Raw genomic sequence first — 18,251 nt, 5'->3', positions numbered from 1 at the left:
ATTTATGAGAGCATGGAAAAATATGGCAGTAATATAATTAATGAAGAGTATGAACCTAGAGTTGAACTAATTAAAAGTTTTATCGATAAGAGTATATTGATAAATGAAAATGTCTGTAACGAAAAAATAGAAATTTTGATAAACGAGTATGAAAAGCTCGGAGGTCGATATGAAAAATTTGCAACTGATTTGAAAGAGAAAAAAGTTAGCTTGTTAAATGAAGTAAAGGAAGATTTTAAAAATTTCTCTTACTTGGTTTCCATTTGGCCAAATCTAATTTCAACAGCTTTAAATAGATAATTTATATAGTAAGTATGATCTCAAATAAACAAATAGAAGTACTTAAAAGTACAAAAGAAGACTGTATTGTATTTGATAGGGAAAATATAGAAAGACAGTATAACAGACTTAAGGAAGAAATTCCTAACTTGGATATAAGATTTGCTATTAAATCCTGCCCTCTTGACGAAGTCCTAAACACTTTATCAAATAAAGGTTCTGGGTTTGATGCTGCAAGTCCTAATGAGATTATTCAAGCACTAAAGACTGGAACCAAAGTCGATAAAATTCATTATGGAAACACTATTAAATCAGATGCTCAAATTTCGAATGCTTTTAACTTAGGTATACGTGATTTTGCAACCGATAATATCGATGACACTAGGGCCATTGCACAATATGCTCCTGGAAGTAATGTTTTTTGCCGAATAGCAACCGATGGCAAAGGTGCTGTATGGGGGTTAAGTAAGAAATTTGGTTGTTCGTTGAGTGAGGCAATTAAAATTCTTAAAGAAGCTAAAATTAACGGTCTCATTCCAGCTGGTATTTCACTACATATAGGTTCACAGCAAATGAACCCTTTGTCTTGGGATAAAATATTTGATCAGTTAGATATATTACTTTTAAAAATAAAAGATGAAGGTATACAGTTAAAATATATAAATTTAGGCGGGGGGTTGCCAGCTTCAGGTTATTTAGATAAATCTGGTAATAAGCTTACGCCTCCAATTAATAGTTTGATTTTAGCTATTAAGACAGGTATTAAAAAGTTAGAAAAAACTGCTGGATATTCATTAAAATTTATTATGGAGCCTGGACGATTTCTTGTTGCAGACTTCGGAATAATCAAGACCCAAGTCGTGCGTTTAACTGAGCGAGTACAACCTAATGGTCAAAAGCAAAACTGGCTATTTTTAAATTGTGGTAAGTTTAATGGGCTTTATGAAACAGATGCACTGACTTACCCACTTTTTTTTCCTAACAGCCAATCTGAAGAACGTGTTGGGGCGATAATTGCAGGTCCGACATGTGATAGCGATGATGTATTTAATTGTGAAAAAGAGTTAATTGGTATTCCAAAAGATTTAAAACCAGGAGATCCAGTTTGGATTTTATCATGCGGTGCTTATTCTGCTAGCTATACAACTTTGGGTTTTAATGGTTTTGAACCTCTTACTCATAAGTTCGTAAATTGATGATTTTTAATTTATTATAAAATATAAGAATTAACTTATGATTATAAGAGAGATAGAGAAGCGAGACTGGGATTTTATATTGAAAATTCAGAGAGACTCTTATGGCTTTGAATTCGAAGAGCCGAGAGCTTCACTTGAGTCAAAAGTATTTTTTTCAAAAAAAACTTGTTTTGTTATCGAGATGGATAGGGTTATATGTGGTTATATTATAGCATTGCCATACCCCAAAAATTCATACCCTGCTTTAAATAGCATTGAGTACGAACCTCATAAATCAAAGAATATACATATTCATGATTTAGCTTTATCTTCTGAGAAAAGAGGGGCGGGCCTAGCGAGTATACTCTTTAGATTTTTTGAAAAAAAATCTAAAGATTTTAATTTTTCCTCTATTTCACTAGTTGCGGTTAATGGTGCTTCTGAATTTTGGAATAAAATGAACTTTAAGAAAGAATTACCACTTCATAACATGTTTTCCTATGGTGATAATTCTGAATATATGATTTTGTCAATATAGAAGAAAATAATAATGAAATTAAGTGTTGTTATCCCAACTTATAATAGAAGTCAATTGCTAAGCTACACATTAACTTCTCTGGTTTCTCAATCTAATAGTAATTTTGAAGTTATTGTCGTTGATGATGGTGGTAGTGATGATTCACGACAAGTTTGCGAACTATTCAAAGACAAATTAAATTTAAGGTATATTTGGCAAAAAGACGATGGCTTTCGAGCTGGAAAAGCTCGAAATTTAGGTTTATATGCAGCTGAGGGTGATTATATTGTTTTTATTGATACTGGCGTGCTTCTACAAAAAGATGCTATAGATAAACATATTGAAATTCATGAGAATTCAAAGTTCCCTACTGTCTGTATCGGATATGTGTATGGCTTTGAGATTTCGAATGAAAAACTTGAAGAGATAGAGCCTCACCTTAAAGATAAAAATACAGAGCAATTAATTTCTATGATGGAAGACTTAAATGCTTTAGATATTAGACAATCACTATATGATGAATTTGGCTATAACATTTCATCTTGGCCAGCGCCATTTGATCTTTTTTGGACTTGTCATGTTTCAGCAGAAAGAGAGGAATTAATTAAGTCTGGTGCATTTGATGAGTCATTCAATTCATGGGGTGGGGAAGATGTAGACCTCGGTATCAGATTATTTATGAATAACAATAAATTTGTTGTAGATAGAGGTTTATGCTCCGTTCACTGGCCTCATGAAAAAGAAGTTAGTGATAAAGCAGCAGAAGCAAATAATGCAGCAATGAGAATTCATGATAAATATAATATATGGCAAACATCTTTCTATAGTATACCAATAGAAGATAAAATTTTCTCTCTCAATAAATCAATATTTTTAAATGCGGAGCATATGTAATGCCTTTGTATAAAAACATTTACCTTACGGGATTTGATGGCTCTAGCTCGTTGCTTGGGCAAACCAGTGCTGCCTGTGGTGAGCCTGATCTCACTTTTACCTGGTGTTATGATAAAAAATACAATCACCTTCCTGTTAATAAAGATACATTTAAAAATGTTATAAGTATTGGTGAGAGGTGTTATCTGGAGTCGAGAGATATCCTTGCATTCCCAAATAGTAAAATAAAGCTAACATCAGTTAAAGTTAACGATGGAAGTCCAGGTATTATTTCTATCGCCAACAATGTTGTTTTACAAGGTACGTGTATTATTTCTTATGAATCTGTAACTGTAGAAGACAATGTCACTTTCGGCCCTGGTGTTACGATTATGGACTCTGATGGTCACCCGTTGCTTGGAAGAGGGGAAAGCGATGAAGCCGAACGTATATTATCAAAACCAGTCATAATTAAGGAACATGCTTGGATAGGAAAAGGTGCAACAATTCTTAAAGGTGTAACTGTAGGAGAGCATGCAGTGGTATCAACTAATAGTGTTGTTACTCGTGATGTGCCAGCATACTCAATTGTTATGGGTAATCCCGCTAAAGTAGTCAAAAATATCAAGTCAATATGAAAGTAGTTATCCCAGCAGCAGGTCGTGGCACCAGAATGTTCCCTGCTAGTAAAAGCATCCCCAAAGAAATGTTAGTCGTTACAGATAAACCAGTTATTGATTATGTCGTTGGTGAATGTATTGCCTCAGGTTTTAAAGAAATAGTTTTTGTTTTAGGTCCAGGAAAGGAATCTATCAAAGATTATTTTGAAAACAGTGATAGCTATAAAGGTATTAAGTTTGAATACATTTACCAGAAAGAGCCATTGGGTTTAGGCCATGCTGTGTTGTGTGCATACCCTTATATCGGAAATAAACCTTTTGCAGTAGCTTTACCTGATGTCTTGCTGAAACCGTCAAATAGATCTTTTAAAAGTATGAAAGAAAGCTTTTATCAAGATCACCTAAGCAAAGTGATGGTAAAAGATGTTCCATGGGATCAAGTTTCATCTTATGGAATAATAGATGTTGAAAACAAAAATTCCTTTTCACCAGGTTCTATAAGTAAGATTGTAAACATGGTTGAAAAACCTCTCAATGGTGAAATAAATTCTAATTTCTCGGCTATTGGCCGTTATATTTTTACAGAAAATATTTGGAATTTACTTTGTAATGTAACTCCAGACCCTTCAGGTGAAGTCCAATTAACAACAGCAATTAGAGAGCTATATAACTCCTGTGCTTACTATATGATTGGAAAAAGTTATGACTGTGGTTCAAAAGTGGGATATATAAATACATTTATTGAATTTTCCTTATTAAATGAAAATTATAAACATTCTATCGAAATCTCACCTTAATATTAATATGGGAAGCGAATAGCTTCCCATTTGGTACTTTTATGTTAAAAAGAATATTTTATCTTTACTCTATTGCATTGCCGATCGCTGTTCAGAGTTTAATTGTTTCATCTAAATCATTTGTTGATACATATTTGTTAACTTTATCCAGTTTTGAAAGTGTTTCTGCCGTAGGTATAGCATCAAAAATTTTTCTTGTTGCCTTTATAATTTTATCAGGTATCTCAACAGGTGCTAGTTATGTGATGTCTCATAACTCTGAAAGTGTTGAATGTATAAGCTATTCTAGCAAATTTACCCTTAGGTTTGGCTGCGGGGTTGCTCTACTTATTATCATTTTAGTATATTACATTAAAGATTATATAATTTCATTTTCAAGTGAAAATAAAATTATACTTTCCTTATCCTCTAGTTATATAGATATTGTTCTTTTTAGTCTTATATTTATTTCTGTAACCTTAACATTATCGAGTCTAATTCGTATTAAAGGTGATTATAGGACTCCTTCATATATATCGATTTTTTCTGTTTTTATTAATATTACCATTAGTTTTGTGTTGGTATATAATTTCAAACTTGGTGTAATAGGTGCTGCTTATGGTACTGTTATAAGCTCTTTAATAGAATGTCTAATTATCGTTTATATATCTTATAGACGATTCTTTGGCTTGTTGAGAATAAAATGTTACAAACCAGGTTTAATGTCTAGAATATTTAAGCAAGCTTTTTTCTCTTCATCTTCAGGTGTAATATGGGCTGTAGGTGCTTCCGCTTTTTATATTTTAGTAGGAAGTCGAGGTCAAGAAGTTCTCTATATTATGTCAATAATTAGTCCAATTGAAGCTGTTGTTCTCTCTTTTACTATTGGGCTTTCTGTATCAACCGGTATAGAAATAGGGAAAAACATACCTAATAGAAGTAATGATTATATATTTGAAGATGCCAAAATATCAATTATAAGCTCATTTTTAATGTCATTTGTAATCTCAATGCTACTTTTAATATCTAAAGATTTAATTTTTAAATTATTCCATTTCAATAAACTAATTATCGATGCTGATATGTTCTTTTATATTATGATCTTTAGTATATTCATTAAAAGCTTATCAATACAGCTGATGAATGGTGTTATACGAGCTGGCGGTGATGGTCTTTTTTGTTTGAGGTGTGATTTTATTTTTCAATGGCTATTTACTTTGCCTCTTGTTTTGTACTTAAATTCAATATCAATGTCAGTAATTTATATATATTCTATTGTTTTGATTGAAGAATTTTTAAAACTTATCCTTTCTATCTTTCGCTTTAATTCTGGGAAATGGCTACACAACTTAGCCGCTTAGGTCTGTACTGTGTTATTTTTATACTTAGTCAATTTTTAATTTTAAAATTGAAATTTTAGTTTGGTATCTTATATCACAGGCATCAAGCAAAAAAGCTCCAATAGCGATATTGGAGCTTTTTTAGTTTCTGCGGTTGATACTTTTAAACGCTCTGTTGATCTAAAGAACTAGCAAAGTGTTTTCTGCAGCTGCGTAACACACTGTAGCTGAAGATTGCCGATCAGATTTCAACAAATAGAAGACTCTCCCCTTTTTCTGGGAATAGCTTCGATAAATGATGATACCCAATGCCGTGAAAACAAAACTGCGAGCAATTGCTATGAGTTTTGCTTGTTTGGGGCTTGCCGCGGCCTGAAAGAGTCTAGCTATCACTAAGTTAATGCCCATGAGTGAGCTGATGACAAGATTAGTGCGAGTGAAGTAGCAATCGATTCAATCAGATGATGTGATCTCCCTAAGTAAAGACCAGAAATGTTGAGAGCAAGCCGATACACAAAGCTTATAAACAGTAAGCCATTGACTAAGGCGCTTTTTGTTTCTGATTTAAAAGTCGTCTTTATGCGCTCCGTTTTGTTAGCCCAGATTATCGAGCACTTTGCCGCACAGTTTCTTCAGCATGATCATTTCATCCAACTCTAATGAAATTTTGCACATCATGGCGTTTGGCACTGACTTGGCGTGCTCTCTGAGGTCACGACCCCGCTCGGTTAGATTGAGTACACGAACGCGCTCATCCGTTTCACTGCGACCACGCTCTACGTAGCCTTTTGTTTCTAATCGTTTAAGCAACGGCGTGAGTGTGCCTGAGTCTAAATGCAGTTGTGATCCCAATTCTTTCACGCTGGCACCGTCTTTCTCCCATAACACAATCATCACTAAATATTGTGAGTAGGTCAAATCAAGCTCGTCCAGCAGCGGACGGTAAGCTCGAATCACCGCATTCGCTGCGCTATAGAGAGGGAAGCAAGTTTGGTTTTCGAGTAAGAGTTTATCGTCGTCGGTCATGATGTTGTCGGTGTGACACTGGCTCATTGGCGTTGCCTCGCTATCCATGGAAAAAAACATAATAAATTGTGCGCAATATAGTTGCAACGATCTTTAATTCGATATAAGGTTGCTAGCAATTAGATGGTGCACAACTTAAATTAAAAAGGAAATTAGTATGACTACAATCTATAAAACTCAGGCTACCGCAGTGGCTGGTCGCAATGGTCAAGTAAAAACAAATGACGGTCTTTTGGAGTTAGAACTGGCTTATCCTAAGGAGATGGGGGGAACGGGTTCGGCGACAAACCCAGAGCAACTTTTCGCGGCGGGTTATTCGGCATGCTTTTCTAGTGCGATTCAGCACGTAGCGCGAGAAGATCAAATGGATATAGAGCCAGCTCCTGTTACTGCAGAAATAGGGATTGGACCGAATAATGACGGTGGATTTGCACTGACGGTGAGCCTAGCGGTTGAGCTAAACATGTCACAAGAAGAAGCGTTGAAGCTAACTCGTCGCGCGCATCAGGTGTGCCCGTACTCAAACGCGGTTCGTGGCAACATTAATGTCGCAGTAACGGTAAATGGAGAAGCGATCTAAGCCGTTCTATCATGTCACAAAGAAAAGGAAGCCTGCAATTACGCAGGCTTTTTATATTGGTATTAGGCGAGAACATTTAACGCGACTCTAGTGGCTAAGATCGGTGGCTTCAAATGTTCTGAGAACGCAGTGTATTTCGGTCGATATTAATAGTAGTCATAAAAACTACCTGGTGCACGCAATGCTTAGTGCTTCAGCCTTGAGATTAAAACTTTTCATCATGGGAATTAATTGGTCATAAATTTAAACAGAATGTCACAATTTTAACATTAAGGTAACAATTTGGTTACACCGCACATTTTGATTTCCTTATCGTTGCGCTTAGTTGCATATGGGGTTTAGCTTGAACCCGCATGTCTACGTGTAACAACGAATAAGGATTATTAATGATGAGAACATTGACTATTGCCGCTTTGTTGTGGGCAATGACGTTCCAAGCACTAGCTACTTCTGTCTACTACATAAACCGCACGGATGAACCTGTCCGTATTAACTTTATCGCGGATGCCACGGCCCCTGTTGAAAACGGCAACCAATATCGCTTGACCTCAGAGCAAATTATCATACCCGCTTACCAACGAGTTAAGGTTGCTGACTTTAATCGTTATTACGGGATAGTCAACGGTGCAACTTATGATTATTTTATGCATGTTGAACGTGCAAACGGTTATGGAGGATGGATAGAGGAAACCGGTACTCCGGTAGCGCAATTGCGTTTAGTCGGTCATGGGGCTGGTACCACGCTTTCCTACGGGTATAAAAGGTTCGTTTTAAAAACAGATTATAATCCCTACGTGACCAATCTTAACCGCGGTGACGGTAGTCATACTGAGTTCGGAGTAAAAGCGGTTTATACCTCTGGCTTTGATGACGTTGAGTTTGTGATTGCTGACCATGATATTGCCGACATGGAGTACCGAGATCATGTGCTGACGGTTGCTACTTATAACCTATGGATGATTCCTTCTGTCTCTTCAGACATTGATGCTCGTGCTGCTCTGATGGAACACAGTTTGTCCGGCTATGATGTTTTGGTCTTACAGGAAGCGTTTTCGAGCGCGAGAGATCCAATGTTTGACGCTTTAGAGCTGGAATACCCTTACCAAACCGATGTTGTCGGCGGTGATAGCGCTGCACTCTATGATGGTGGTGTTGTGACGTTAAGTCGATACCCAATTTTAGAGACGGATGCTTTGGTTTTTGATCATTGCTCTGGGACAGATTGTTATGCAGATAAAGGAATTGTTTACACTAAAATCGATAAAAATGGTCAAATATACCATATTTTCAATACACACCTAGCTTCGTTCAATACAAAGGCTGCCAAAAGATTGCGTCGTTTGCAGCTTGGTTTATTACGTACTTTTATGTTGACTAAGCAAATTCCAGCCGATGAGGCAGTCATTTATGCAGGTGACTTTAACATCGATAAAAATAGCGATTTTATTGAGTACTTGCTTATGTTGGCTGCACTTGAGGTTGATCCGCCAACTTACCTTGGATATCGAGAAGCAACATTTGACCCGAGTATAAACTCATACGCGTCTGCTAAATATTCTGGTGGCTCCCAATCTGAGTACCTCGATTATGTACTCGTTAGTTCAGAGCACCGCAGAGCCTTTGAAAATACGAATACCGTTAAGTTGAGACAGCGAGTGAGCGAAGAGACTTGGGGGGAGTGGCATTTGTCAGATCACTTCAGTGTGGAGGGCCAGTTCGTCTTTGATGAACGTGAATAAGTCGTTTTTTTAATCTATCCGGGCCTACAGCAAGTCTATAGGCCCGATTTATTTAATATCAAGAATAGGCGGGTGAAAGAGCTTTACGTTTGTAGTTTATCAACATGCTCAAACTGATCACCGCGGTGAGCGATTCTGCAAAGACAATGCTTGCCCAAATGCCGTCTTGCGGGAAGAGCTTAGGCAGTAGTAATACACCTAGCGCAACAAACACAAACCCTCGACATAAGGAAATAAGCGTCGCTTGTTTTGGCTTGGCAATGGCTTGGAACAGGTTGGCAATCACCATGTTTAACCCCATCAAAGGTACGCCAAAGAAGTAAAACGTCAGCGCGCTTGCGGCGATTGGGATTAAGTCATTCGCATTACCTAAGTAAATTGAGGCAATCAGTGGCGCCGACAGCCAGATACCTAACAGAAAGACCGTACCGCTGCCCATGGCTGCTTTCACCCCCAGTTTTAGAGTCTCGTCAATGAGTTCTGGGCGTCCTGCTCCGTGATTAAAGCTAAGGATTGGCTGACATGCTTGTGCGATGCCTACCATGACAAATAGGGCAAATATACCAACGTTTGTGGTCAAACCGTAGGCGATAATGTAGCCCTCACCGAACTGGTTTAGTAGGACATAATTGAACAAAATAATGGTCATTGCTGATGTGAGTTCAAGAAAGAAAGTCGGTGTACCTATACTTAAAATTTCTTTCGCTTTACTTAATCCGATGCCTTTTAAATTAAGCCTCAACGTGCCTTTCTCTCCGGCGAGATGAGTGATCAAAATTAATGCAATTAGTGTTTGTGCGACTGCCGTTCCATAGGCTGCCCCTGCCATTCCCATGTCCATTTTTATGATGAAAAAATAATCGCATGCTAGGTTAGCTATCGCACCAAAAGACATGGCATAAGTGGCCAGTTTAGGGTTTGTATCGTTGCGCACAAAGCAGGATAGAACCCAAGCGAGTGAATAGATGACGAAAAACGGTAGCATCGCAGACAGATAATCGTGAGCATGTTTCGCTATAGAGCCTGTGGCTCCAATTAAGGCAATAATTTCATCTAGCCAGACTATGCCAACTCCAACCGTTATGCTCGAAAGCAGCGTTATGAGCAAGATTGATTGACTAAACCAGATTTGGCTGGCTCTGGATTTTCCTTTGCCAACTTCTATCGACATTTTGGCGGCGCCACCAATCCCAACCATCATTGCAATGGCGGTAAAAATGGAGAATGGCGCAACAATTAATGCCATTGCACCAACTCCCTCGGAGCCGATGCCCATCCCGACGATGAGTGTATCGCCCATTATGAACAAGGATTTTATTAACATGCCAGTCAGCGCTGGCCATAGATACTGATAAAAGGATTTTGAAATAGGATCAGTGTTTAGGTTGATAGCCATGGAATAGAAAAATACCCGAATGTGATGAATTTATTTTCGGGTATTATTGGTACATTCAAACGTGGATAAAAGGGATTATCCGTCCTTTATATTGTACTATCTAAACATCGGTGACGAAATTCTGCAGGTGTTTCTCTCTTTTGCTTTCGATAGAAGCGGCTGAAATAAGCAGGGTCATCAAAGCCCAATTCAAAGGCGATGGTCTTGACGGATTTGGTCGAAAACACCAGCTCTCGATTCGCTTCTAATATAATTCGGTCATGAATCAGTTGCGTGACCGTCTTGCCTCTGTCCGCCTTCACTAATTCGTTGAGACGTTTGCTGGTGAGAGCTAAGGCATCGGAGTAGAACTGGCATTTCTTTTTTTCGCGATAATGCAGTTCAATCAATTCGATCAATTGAACAATGCGAGCATCTTTCTGCTTCCCTTTTTGGGATGGCTTTTTAGAAAAGCGCAATACGTAACGTAAAAAACTGTTAAGGAGTGATTCTACAAGCTCCCAGTCGCACGCCTCTTGTTCGCATTCTTCTAGGAGCAGTGTGTAAATTGATTCTAGGTAGGGAAAACCCTCTTCGTTGCAATCAAGGTACGGTGGACGATCAATCGTAGAAAATACGGTATTCACCAGTTGCGTGTTGCGTGGATTAGTTTCAGCGAAGCCGGGGCTGAATATCAACATGCGAACGCTTTTGCCCATGAACTCAGAATGGTGAACCTGCCCCGGTGAAATGGTAAAGAAACGGCCGCGGCGGTTTTGGTATTCGATGAAATCGATGCTCTGCGTTCCGCTATTATCCAAACACCACACGATTTCCCAGTACTCGTGACGATGCGGCTCGATGAACTGTGCTTCTTGGATACCTGAAAATTCCAGCGCTCGGCAAGGTTCTCCTAAAATGAGCGGTATTTTTGGAATAGGCAGGGTGATATTGCTCATGAAGTTTTCAACCGTTCTTGGAGATGATGGCTTTATTATTAATCGAATGACTTTTATTTTGCACGGCTTTTATTTTGATTAAGAGTCGGTAAGTCCCATATAACCAATACCAGAATGAGAACCCTCAATACATACTGGGTCTTCCTAATTAGGCTTAGAAGGCGACATTTTCGCGTTCTGGTTGAGACCAGATACGGTGAGCTTAAACTGTTTAATCGGAATCGAAACTTGCCACTCGGTTGGATACTTTCCGCCTTTTCACACCTTGCCCCATGCGTTATTCGCGCTTTATCCGAGTACTGGCGTTACTATAAAAAGAATGTTTATCAATATTCAACGCTTTGTGATGAAAGAACGTTTTATAGCTGTGTAAATAGCGTTGTAGGAATTACTCAGCGTCGAGTCGCAAAGGTGCTAGTAACAGTAGCCAACGAAAAGATTTTATGGGCTAGTTACTGGTGTCCTGATTCCTAGCCTTACCAGCACAGCCTGCTTGTTGAAAAACATGCAAAGCAACCTCCTCATTTTTCGCGTAGTTCATTATTAAATTTGAGCATAAAGTTGTTAATGCGAGTGTCAAAATTAGCAATAGCCCCTTTGTAGGTAAATGCGTCCTCAGTCAATAGAACTTACCACCCTACGCAACACTATGGTTGTTGCATTATAAATAGTGATTGAATTCAAAAATCATACAGTCCTTTAAAATATTTAGATATGAAACAGTGTGAGTATCATTTGTTTGGCTAATGTTAGTTGGCTAACAAAGGAGTAATGACTGGAATTGCGAAGACTAATTTGGTTTTCAAAGACAAGCGGAACGTGAAAGATCAAATAGTAATGGCTTACATGCTTTTATAGGTTATGCATGAATATCAGTGCCTTTTACTAAAAAGATGCGCATTCAATACCGTCTATCCACTTACCTTCTTGTTACGCAGTTCATGTAAACAAACTCCACCTAATGATAAGGACTAAAAAGTGAAAATTATCCACACACTTCGGTATGCTCAAACTAAGAGGAAATATAAAAAACTACTTAAAGACCCCATCTCTGGACAAAGTAATGTATTTAAGAAACTGATAAAGTCGGGTCGGAAGACCCAATTCGGCAAGCAAAATAATTTTTCTAGTATTTGCACCGTTAAAGATTTTCAATCACTTGTTCCCATTCAGACTAACGAAACAATCGCCCCTTACATGCGAAGAGTTGTTCTTGGAGAAGAGAGTGTGCTTTGGCCGGGCAAGCCTCGTTACTTTGCTTGTACGTCAGGTACCACGGGAGAAATTAAATATGTTCCTGTGACAAAAGAAAGTCAGGCAAATCAATTGTTAGGCTCAATGCAATTGGCACATTTATACCCTTTAATAAGCCAGCAAAAATCACTAGTTCATGCTAATTGTATTGCTCTAACGGGGTCATGTAAAACAGTCTCGATGAATGGTTTTCCTATTGGTAGACTATCAGGGCTGACTCGAAAGCTATTGCCTAAAAGGCTGTTTAAAGGAGTGGTACCGGTTGAAGAAACTTTAGACATTCCTGAGCATGAAGAGATGATGCTACAAATTGCGCGAGAAGCCATTAATGCCAAGGATATTCGTTCTATGGTCGGCTTTCCTTCATGGGTAGTTGTAATGTTACAAGCTTGCCAAAAAGTTTCTGGCTCTGAGTGCTTACATCATATCTTCCCAAATCTTGATACCTTCTATTCTTCGGGGACTCGATATCAACCTTACTTACCCGCAATAGAAAAAATGCTAGGCCATAAAATCAATGTTCGAGAGTTTTATTGTTCCTCGGAGGCCTTTTTTGCTGTGCAAGATTTAAAAGAAGACGGTATGTTGCTCGACACTCATAACGGCGTTTTTTTTGAATTCATTCCGTTGAGCGAATTTCATACAGCGACGCCCACATGTCTCTCTTTACAAGAGGTTGAGAGAGATCAAGCCTACGTGATGTTGATTTCGACGTTTTCGGGCTTATACCGTTATTGTGTAGGCGATATCGTAAGATTTGTTTCCATCAACCCTTACCGTATCGTGGTATGTGGTAGGACACAGCATGAGTTAAATATTATGGGTGAACATATCCGTAGCGAACATGTTGAGTTGGTAATGAGTCAAGTCGCGGAAAAGTTAAATATTAGTGTCCATGAGTTTACGGTCGCTCCTAGCCCGATTTGCAATGACACCAAGTTATTTTACCATCATTGGTTTATTGAAATACCTGATAATGAACAGGTTAATTTATCGATTTTAGCTGAAGAGCTTGATGAAGCATTAATGGCACAATGTGCGTTTTATCAAGCATTCCGAAGTAAGGGAGAACTCAGCATACCCATAGTAACAAGGCTAAGAGAACGCTCATTTTGCGACTACCTAACTGAAAATAAAAAACAAGTTGATAATCAACAAAAGGTACCTAGAGTGTCCAATAACCGTGAAATTGCGAACTTTCTACTCGGTCAAATGGATTCAATTTCTCAAGTCACAACCCTTGAAGAAATATATGAGGCTGGGTAAGAAGTTTTGTATGACTGAGTAAGTGCTACTTTGCGTAGTTAGAGAGTGTGTTCATCCTCACTACAGTTAAACATATAGACTAATAGACAAGACCCCAGAAACACACGCTTTGTTTCTGGGGCAGTTTGAATATGGCTTTGGTTTTAGTTGTTTAGCTACTTAGTTAGTGCTTGCCGCTTTAAGGGTTGAACGCAGCTTGAAGATGCTCTTCGGTGCTTTAGTTAGCAAGATGCCACAAAGCAGAGGGATCATCATAAGCAGAGACTGTTCCGAAAGCACCTCACCATTGATGTAGCAAGAGATCAACAGTGCAACCACTGGGAAGATAAGGAAACAAATGGATGCTTGGAACGGCGTCGAAACCTGACCTAGTTTGAAGTAAGCCACAATACCGCCGACACTTGCTACAAAACCTAGGTACACGACCGCTGAGATAGAATCCCAAGTGAAAGATTCTACGTTCACGTTCTCACCTACTGCCGATACTGTAAACAAGAAAATTGCAGCAATGAAACTTGGTACAGCGTTGTAAGTCAGTACCTCGATGCCTTTACAGTGTTTTTGAACTAACACGTACATTACCGCGTGAATCGCAACCGCAAGACCTAGGCAAACCGTACCAATAAAGTAGTCATCACCACCCATTTGCATTTCGTTGCCAAGAATTAAACACAGGCTGATAACCGCGGTAACTAGGCCGAATATTTGATGCTTCGCTAAGCGTAGACCAAGGAATAAACCCGACATCAGCATCACAGCAACAGGCATGTTAGCGAAGATGATCGAAGCCAAACCAGAAGAGATGTATTGCTCACCGTAGATCATCAAAGTGAACGGAATCGCGAAATACATCAGTGCCACAATAAGTAGCCATTGACGCTTGCCCTTAGGGAACAGCAAAGGTTGATTGAAGGCTTTTGCTAGTACTGCAAGCAGAGGGGCAGCAAGTAAAAAGCGCAGTCCAGTAGCAAAAATTGGTGGTATAGAATGCAATGCCACTTCCATAGCGAACCAAGTGGTTCCCCAAATTAAGCAAACAGAGACAAAAAGTAAGATAGTTAGCGACTTCGAATTCATGGTGACTACTCTTTAATAATTATTTTAAATCATAGGCTTGTAGCGCCCTAATGACGTGTCACAGTATAAGGAGGTCGTCGGAGAAAAAATTTGTCTTTTTGTCTCTAATTGAAGTTAAATGTAGAAATTAAATCTATAATATTGACTTTTATAGGTAAATATTTTTATCAATTGATACTTACATAAAGTCATTGTTCTTTGTGAGGTTTAATTTGGGTTGAGAATTGACCAATTTAGCGGCGCATAGTGATTTGATTGAAATCAATCCAGCCGTTCGCCAACTGCTCCACAGGATTCACGGTTTTGGCATAATTGAGCTGCTGTTTAACGTGAAAAATTGGTCGATAGATTCCGAATGCGATCAATTGCGCTTCTATGTTTAGGAAGAGAGGTTGTCGTTGTTGGTAATCGGTTATTTTCCAGAGCCGTTCAAGGCTTTCATCTCGCCACTGTTTTTGCTCATCAGTGAGGCACACTTCTAATGTGATAGAACTTTGTAGCCACCCCATCCAACTACTATCGAGGTTATCTGAAAATACTTCGCCGCTAATTAATATGTCAGCTTCTTTTAGGCTATCTGACTGGCAAAATTCAGGGAACTCAAGCACTTGATATTCGCAGATAAAACCAAGTTCATTCAACCGCTCACAATAGTGGCGAGCCATTTTTATGTGGTCAAACAGCTGGTAGGTTAGGATCTTTAACGGTTGTTTAGGCTTGCTAAGCTGGTCTGCGAATTGTCGAGCCATTTGCAATGGGCTTTTGTTATTCGCCGTTTCTATCTTTGGCTGTGTTGATTGATTGGACGTCGATAGCATCCCCGCGGCGTAGCCGACAGTGTCCAGAGGTATGTCTTTCGCGATCCCCAGCAAACGTAGTAATTCACTCAGTGATTTAAGGTGTTGTGGGTTTGATAGCCAAGTGTGTCGATGTGGGTTTATCACAGCGTACTCGCACCCCTTTTCCCACTGTTCTATTTCGGCAAGCTCGTTTGAGATCGATGAGTACTGGTAATGTGGGTGTGAGTGAACAATATCGCAGTGCATTTCATAGTCTTTGGCTTTATCACCAACATTCCAAATTTCTATACCGTCTACCCAAGGTCGGTGCGCATGGTAGGAGCTGAAAACTTCGAGTCTGGTTAGCCATTCGGACTGTTCCACCAATTTAAAGCTGCCGCTACCAATGATATTCCCTCCTACTTCTTTGGCAACACCTGCGGCGGAGCACGACAGGAGTGACGGAAGGTAGCCTGTGTTGGCATTGATATCGAAACAGAGGTGAAGCGGATCGATAACAGTAATAGCGGAGATGCATTTAAATTGCTGACTATTGTGATGACTGCTGCCTATCAGACGTTGAAAGTGTGCTTTGACGTCTTGCGCTAGAATCGGTGAACCGTCATGAAAGACTAAGCCTTTGCGTAACGTGAAGTGCCAACGGTGCTCTGTTTGGTACCAATCAATGGCAAGATCACCATCAAACGAGTGAGTTGACTTGTTGAAACGTAGTAAGTTACTAAAAAGGTAGCTAGTGATGTGAGCTTCAGTGCGTCGTGTGACCTCAATCGGGTCCAGACTGTGTGTTCCCCGATAAAAAGGGATTTGCAGAATATCTAGTTCAGTCGGCAAGCTTTGATAGCGGCTGATATAACCTAGTAGAAACTGATCCCGTTGTGATTCATCAACCAGATCCAATGCTTGGTCAACTTTATTCTCAGAGAGCAATTCATCTATTCGTATCTCAAGCTCACGCTCCAAGCTTTTTAATAGCGTGAGTGTGGGTAGGTTGCCTCTGCCAACTCCCGACTTCCAGTCAATCCAGCCTTCGCTGACTAGCTTTTTGATCACCAATTGAGCGTTGCGTCTGGTACAACCTAGCGCATTCGTTATTTCAGTTAAAGAGAGTGAGGTCGGTTGGTTAACGAGTACCCGAGAACGTAGAAATGCCAGAGCCTTCCAGTAATGCATAAAGGTGAAATCCTTGTTTAATCTTTCTATTTTTCTTCATCTTTTAATTTCGATAATAGGGTTATTCGATTGTTTTTAAAAGGAATAAGAAATGGAAAGTGTAAAAGGTGCAGAGGCGTCACCCTCTATTTGGAAAAGCTCAAGCTTTATTGTTTTGTTCTCAACGGCGTTCTTTGTTGCCTTTGGTACCAAGATTTATGACCTTGCTTTGCCCTTGTTGGTTTACGAGTTGACAGAGTCTTCAGAGATGATGGGTTGGATGAGAGCCGTCGAGTTTTTACCCAACCTACTATTAGCGCTGTTCATCGGTGTTTGGGTTGATAGGTTTAATAAAAAGCAGTGGTCACAATGCATGTTGATCGGGCAAGCAGCAGTATTGGTCGTCTCTTATATTGCAGTAAGATGGTTGCCGAACCCATTGTACGCCCTGTTTCCGTGCGCGTTCCTGATGATGGCGTTTAACTATGGTTACCACAATGCGCGTATTGGGATGATGAAAAATGTTTTACCTCTGCACATGCAAAATACCGCCACCGCGAGAATGAGTTCTTTGTACAGTTTGTTAGAAACTGTTGGCCCGGTTTTGTCTGGGGGGCTGCTTTTATTGTCTGCGTTACATAACGTGTTTTTGCTTATTGTGGGGATGTATGTGCTAGCGTTTTGGCAGCTCAATAAACTGGAATTCAAGCCATCAGCCCCCGTGGCTCAACAGTCGGTGCTTAGTGCGCTTAAAGAGGGTTGGTTGATCTTATATGCGAATAAAAACATGTGGCACATCACCTTGGTCGTGATGGTGATCAATACCACAGGTGCAATTTTCTGGATTCAAGGCATCTATTTTGCCAAAGCTGAATTAGCGCTCAGTCATATCGAGGTGGGTTACTTGATCGCGGCGTCCGGTGTCGGTGGATTATTAGGTTCTTTTACCGCGGATAAGGTTAGAAAGCGCATTGGGCTTGGCGTACTGCTTATTTTGTCTATTGTATTAGAGGCGTTTGGATTCTTGTTCCCTGCATTGCTGAGTCAAAGCTATTTACTGCAAGGTATGACTTCAGCGCACATGGTTGTCATTGAAAAAGGCGTATTGATGATTTCGTTCTTATGGGTGAGTGCGATTGGCGTCTACAGCAGCATTTGTATTTGGAGCTATCGCCAAGAAGCATTCGAGGAAAAGCACCTTGGTCGTGTTGCTGGAATTACAGGGTCTTTGTTTAAACTCTTGATGCCATTTGGTTTGGCTGCTTCTGGATACCTGGTGACAATGTTTGGTTTGTCGGTACTTTTTGTCAGCTGTTTTGTGGCTCAAGTGTTGGCTGCCTTTGGGTTGATGGTGACCAAGGTTCGATATATTGATTAGATTTAGGCTTAAGTTTTGTAATGACCATTAATAAATAACGCGCCAATTTAAGGCGCGTTTTTGTAGTT

16 protein-coding genes are annotated in these 18,251 nt (G+C 39.5%); 11 read left to right on the top strand and 5 right to left on the bottom strand.

The window, feature by feature from the left end; all coding sequences use genetic code 11:
- The 7 genes from A3712_RS00830 to A3712_RS00800 form a co-directional block, all read left to right on the top strand.
- Positions 1 to 300 (top strand): DUF6271 family protein (locus A3712_RS00830; protein ID WP_231891748.1); only part of this gene is annotated, 300 nt, incomplete at its 5' end.
- Positions 301 to 314: 14 nt separating this feature from the next.
- Positions 315 to 1,475, top strand: a complete 1,161-nt coding sequence (locus A3712_RS00825; protein WP_063521862.1) for a type III PLP-dependent enzyme — start codon at positions 315 to 317, stop codon at positions 1,473 to 1,475.
- Between the two features lie 37 nt (positions 1,476 to 1,512).
- The gene (locus A3712_RS00820) at positions 1,513 to 1,992 is read left to right on the top strand and encodes a GNAT family N-acetyltransferase (protein WP_063521861.1); all 480 of its coding nucleotides are present in this window, start codon (positions 1,513 to 1,515) and stop codon (positions 1,990 to 1,992) included.
- Between the two features lie 12 nt (positions 1,993 to 2,004).
- Entirely contained in the window at positions 2,005 to 2,865 is an 861-nt protein-coding gene (locus A3712_RS00815) for a glycosyltransferase (protein WP_231891747.1), read from the top strand.
- The gene (locus A3712_RS28585) at positions 2,865 to 3,482 is read left to right on the top strand and encodes an acyltransferase (RefSeq protein ID WP_063521859.1); all 618 of its coding nucleotides are present in this window, start codon (positions 2,865 to 2,867) and stop codon (positions 3,480 to 3,482) included. The genes A3712_RS00815 and A3712_RS28585 overlap by 1 nt, the downstream gene beginning before the upstream one ends.
- Positions 3,479 to 4,261 carry a UTP--glucose-1-phosphate uridylyltransferase gene (locus tag A3712_RS00805; RefSeq protein ID WP_063521858.1) on the top strand — a complete coding sequence of 261 codons (783 nt, stop codon included), beginning with the start codon at positions 3,479 to 3,481 and terminating at the stop codon, positions 4,259 to 4,261. The genes A3712_RS28585 and A3712_RS00805 overlap by 4 nt, the downstream gene beginning before the upstream one ends.
- A 41-nt stretch (positions 4,262 to 4,302) precedes the next feature.
- Entirely contained in the window at positions 4,303 to 5,601 is a 1,299-nt protein-coding gene (locus tag A3712_RS00800; RefSeq protein ID WP_063521857.1) for an MATE family efflux transporter, read from the top strand.
- Positions 5,602 to 6,174: 573 nt separating this feature from the next.
- On the opposite strand, the gene A3712_RS00795 is transcribed toward A3712_RS00800, so the two are convergent.
- Positions 6,175 to 6,633: a MarR family winged helix-turn-helix transcriptional regulator gene (locus A3712_RS00795; protein ID WP_063521870.1), complete on the bottom strand. Its 459-nt coding sequence runs from the start codon at positions 6,631 to 6,633 to the stop codon at positions 6,175 to 6,177.
- 130 nt (positions 6,634 to 6,763) lie between these two features.
- On the opposite strand from A3712_RS00795, the gene A3712_RS00790 reads away from it, so the two are divergent.
- Both A3712_RS00790 and A3712_RS00785 read left to right on the top strand, forming a co-directional pair.
- On the top strand, positions 6,764 to 7,186 hold the full coding sequence (locus A3712_RS00790) for an organic hydroperoxide resistance protein (protein ID WP_004737449.1): 423 nt from the start codon (positions 6,764 to 6,766) through the stop codon (positions 7,184 to 7,186).
- 386 nt (positions 7,187 to 7,572) lie between these two features.
- A complete protein-coding gene (locus tag A3712_RS00785; protein WP_063521856.1) occupies positions 7,573 to 8,925 on the top strand; it encodes a sphingomyelin phosphodiesterase in 1,353 nt (450 codons plus the stop codon).
- A gap of 58 nt (positions 8,926 to 8,983) precedes the next feature.
- On the opposite strand, the gene A3712_RS00780 is transcribed toward A3712_RS00785, so the two are convergent.
- Together A3712_RS00780 and A3712_RS00775 are read right to left on the bottom strand one after the other, a co-directional pair.
- Positions 8,984 to 10,321 carry an MATE family efflux transporter gene (locus A3712_RS00780; protein WP_063521855.1) on the bottom strand — a complete coding sequence of 446 codons (1,338 nt, stop codon included), beginning with the start codon at positions 10,319 to 10,321 and terminating at the stop codon, positions 8,984 to 8,986.
- 86 nt (positions 10,322 to 10,407) lie between these two features.
- Positions 10,408 to 11,259, bottom strand: a complete 852-nt coding sequence (locus A3712_RS00775; protein WP_063521854.1) for a helix-turn-helix domain-containing protein — start codon at positions 11,257 to 11,259, stop codon at positions 10,408 to 10,410.
- A gap of 978 nt (positions 11,260 to 12,237) precedes the next feature.
- Between A3712_RS00775 and A3712_RS00770 the strand changes: the two genes are divergently transcribed.
- Entirely contained in the window at positions 12,238 to 13,779 is a 1,542-nt protein-coding gene (locus A3712_RS00770) for a GH3 family domain-containing protein (protein ID WP_063521853.1), read from the top strand.
- Positions 13,780 to 13,938: 159 nt separating this feature from the next.
- Here A3712_RS00770 and A3712_RS00765 read toward each other — a convergent pair whose 3' ends face one another.
- Positions 13,939 to 14,856, bottom strand: coding sequence for a DMT family transporter (locus A3712_RS00765; protein ID WP_063521852.1), 918 nt, complete (start codon positions 14,854 to 14,856; stop codon positions 13,939 to 13,941).
- Between the two features lie 233 nt (positions 14,857 to 15,089).
- The gene (locus A3712_RS00760) at positions 15,090 to 16,826 is read right to left on the bottom strand and encodes an SgrR family transcriptional regulator (RefSeq protein ID WP_063521851.1); all 1,737 of its coding nucleotides are present in this window, start codon (positions 16,824 to 16,826) and stop codon (positions 15,090 to 15,092) included.
- A gap of 91 nt (positions 16,827 to 16,917) precedes the next feature.
- Between A3712_RS00760 and A3712_RS00755 the strand changes: the two genes are divergently transcribed.
- The gene (locus A3712_RS00755) at positions 16,918 to 18,183 is read left to right on the top strand and encodes an MFS transporter (protein WP_063521850.1); all 1,266 of its coding nucleotides are present in this window, start codon (positions 16,918 to 16,920) and stop codon (positions 18,181 to 18,183) included.
- Positions 18,184 to 18,251: the final 68 nt, after the last annotated feature.

The organism is Vibrio sp. HI00D65 (genome assembly GCF_001635455.1).
GTDB lineage: Bacteria > Pseudomonadota > Gammaproteobacteria > Enterobacterales > Vibrionaceae > Vibrio.
Note: the sequence above shows the minus strand (reverse complement) of the source record. Positions and strands in the feature narration are given on the sequence as shown.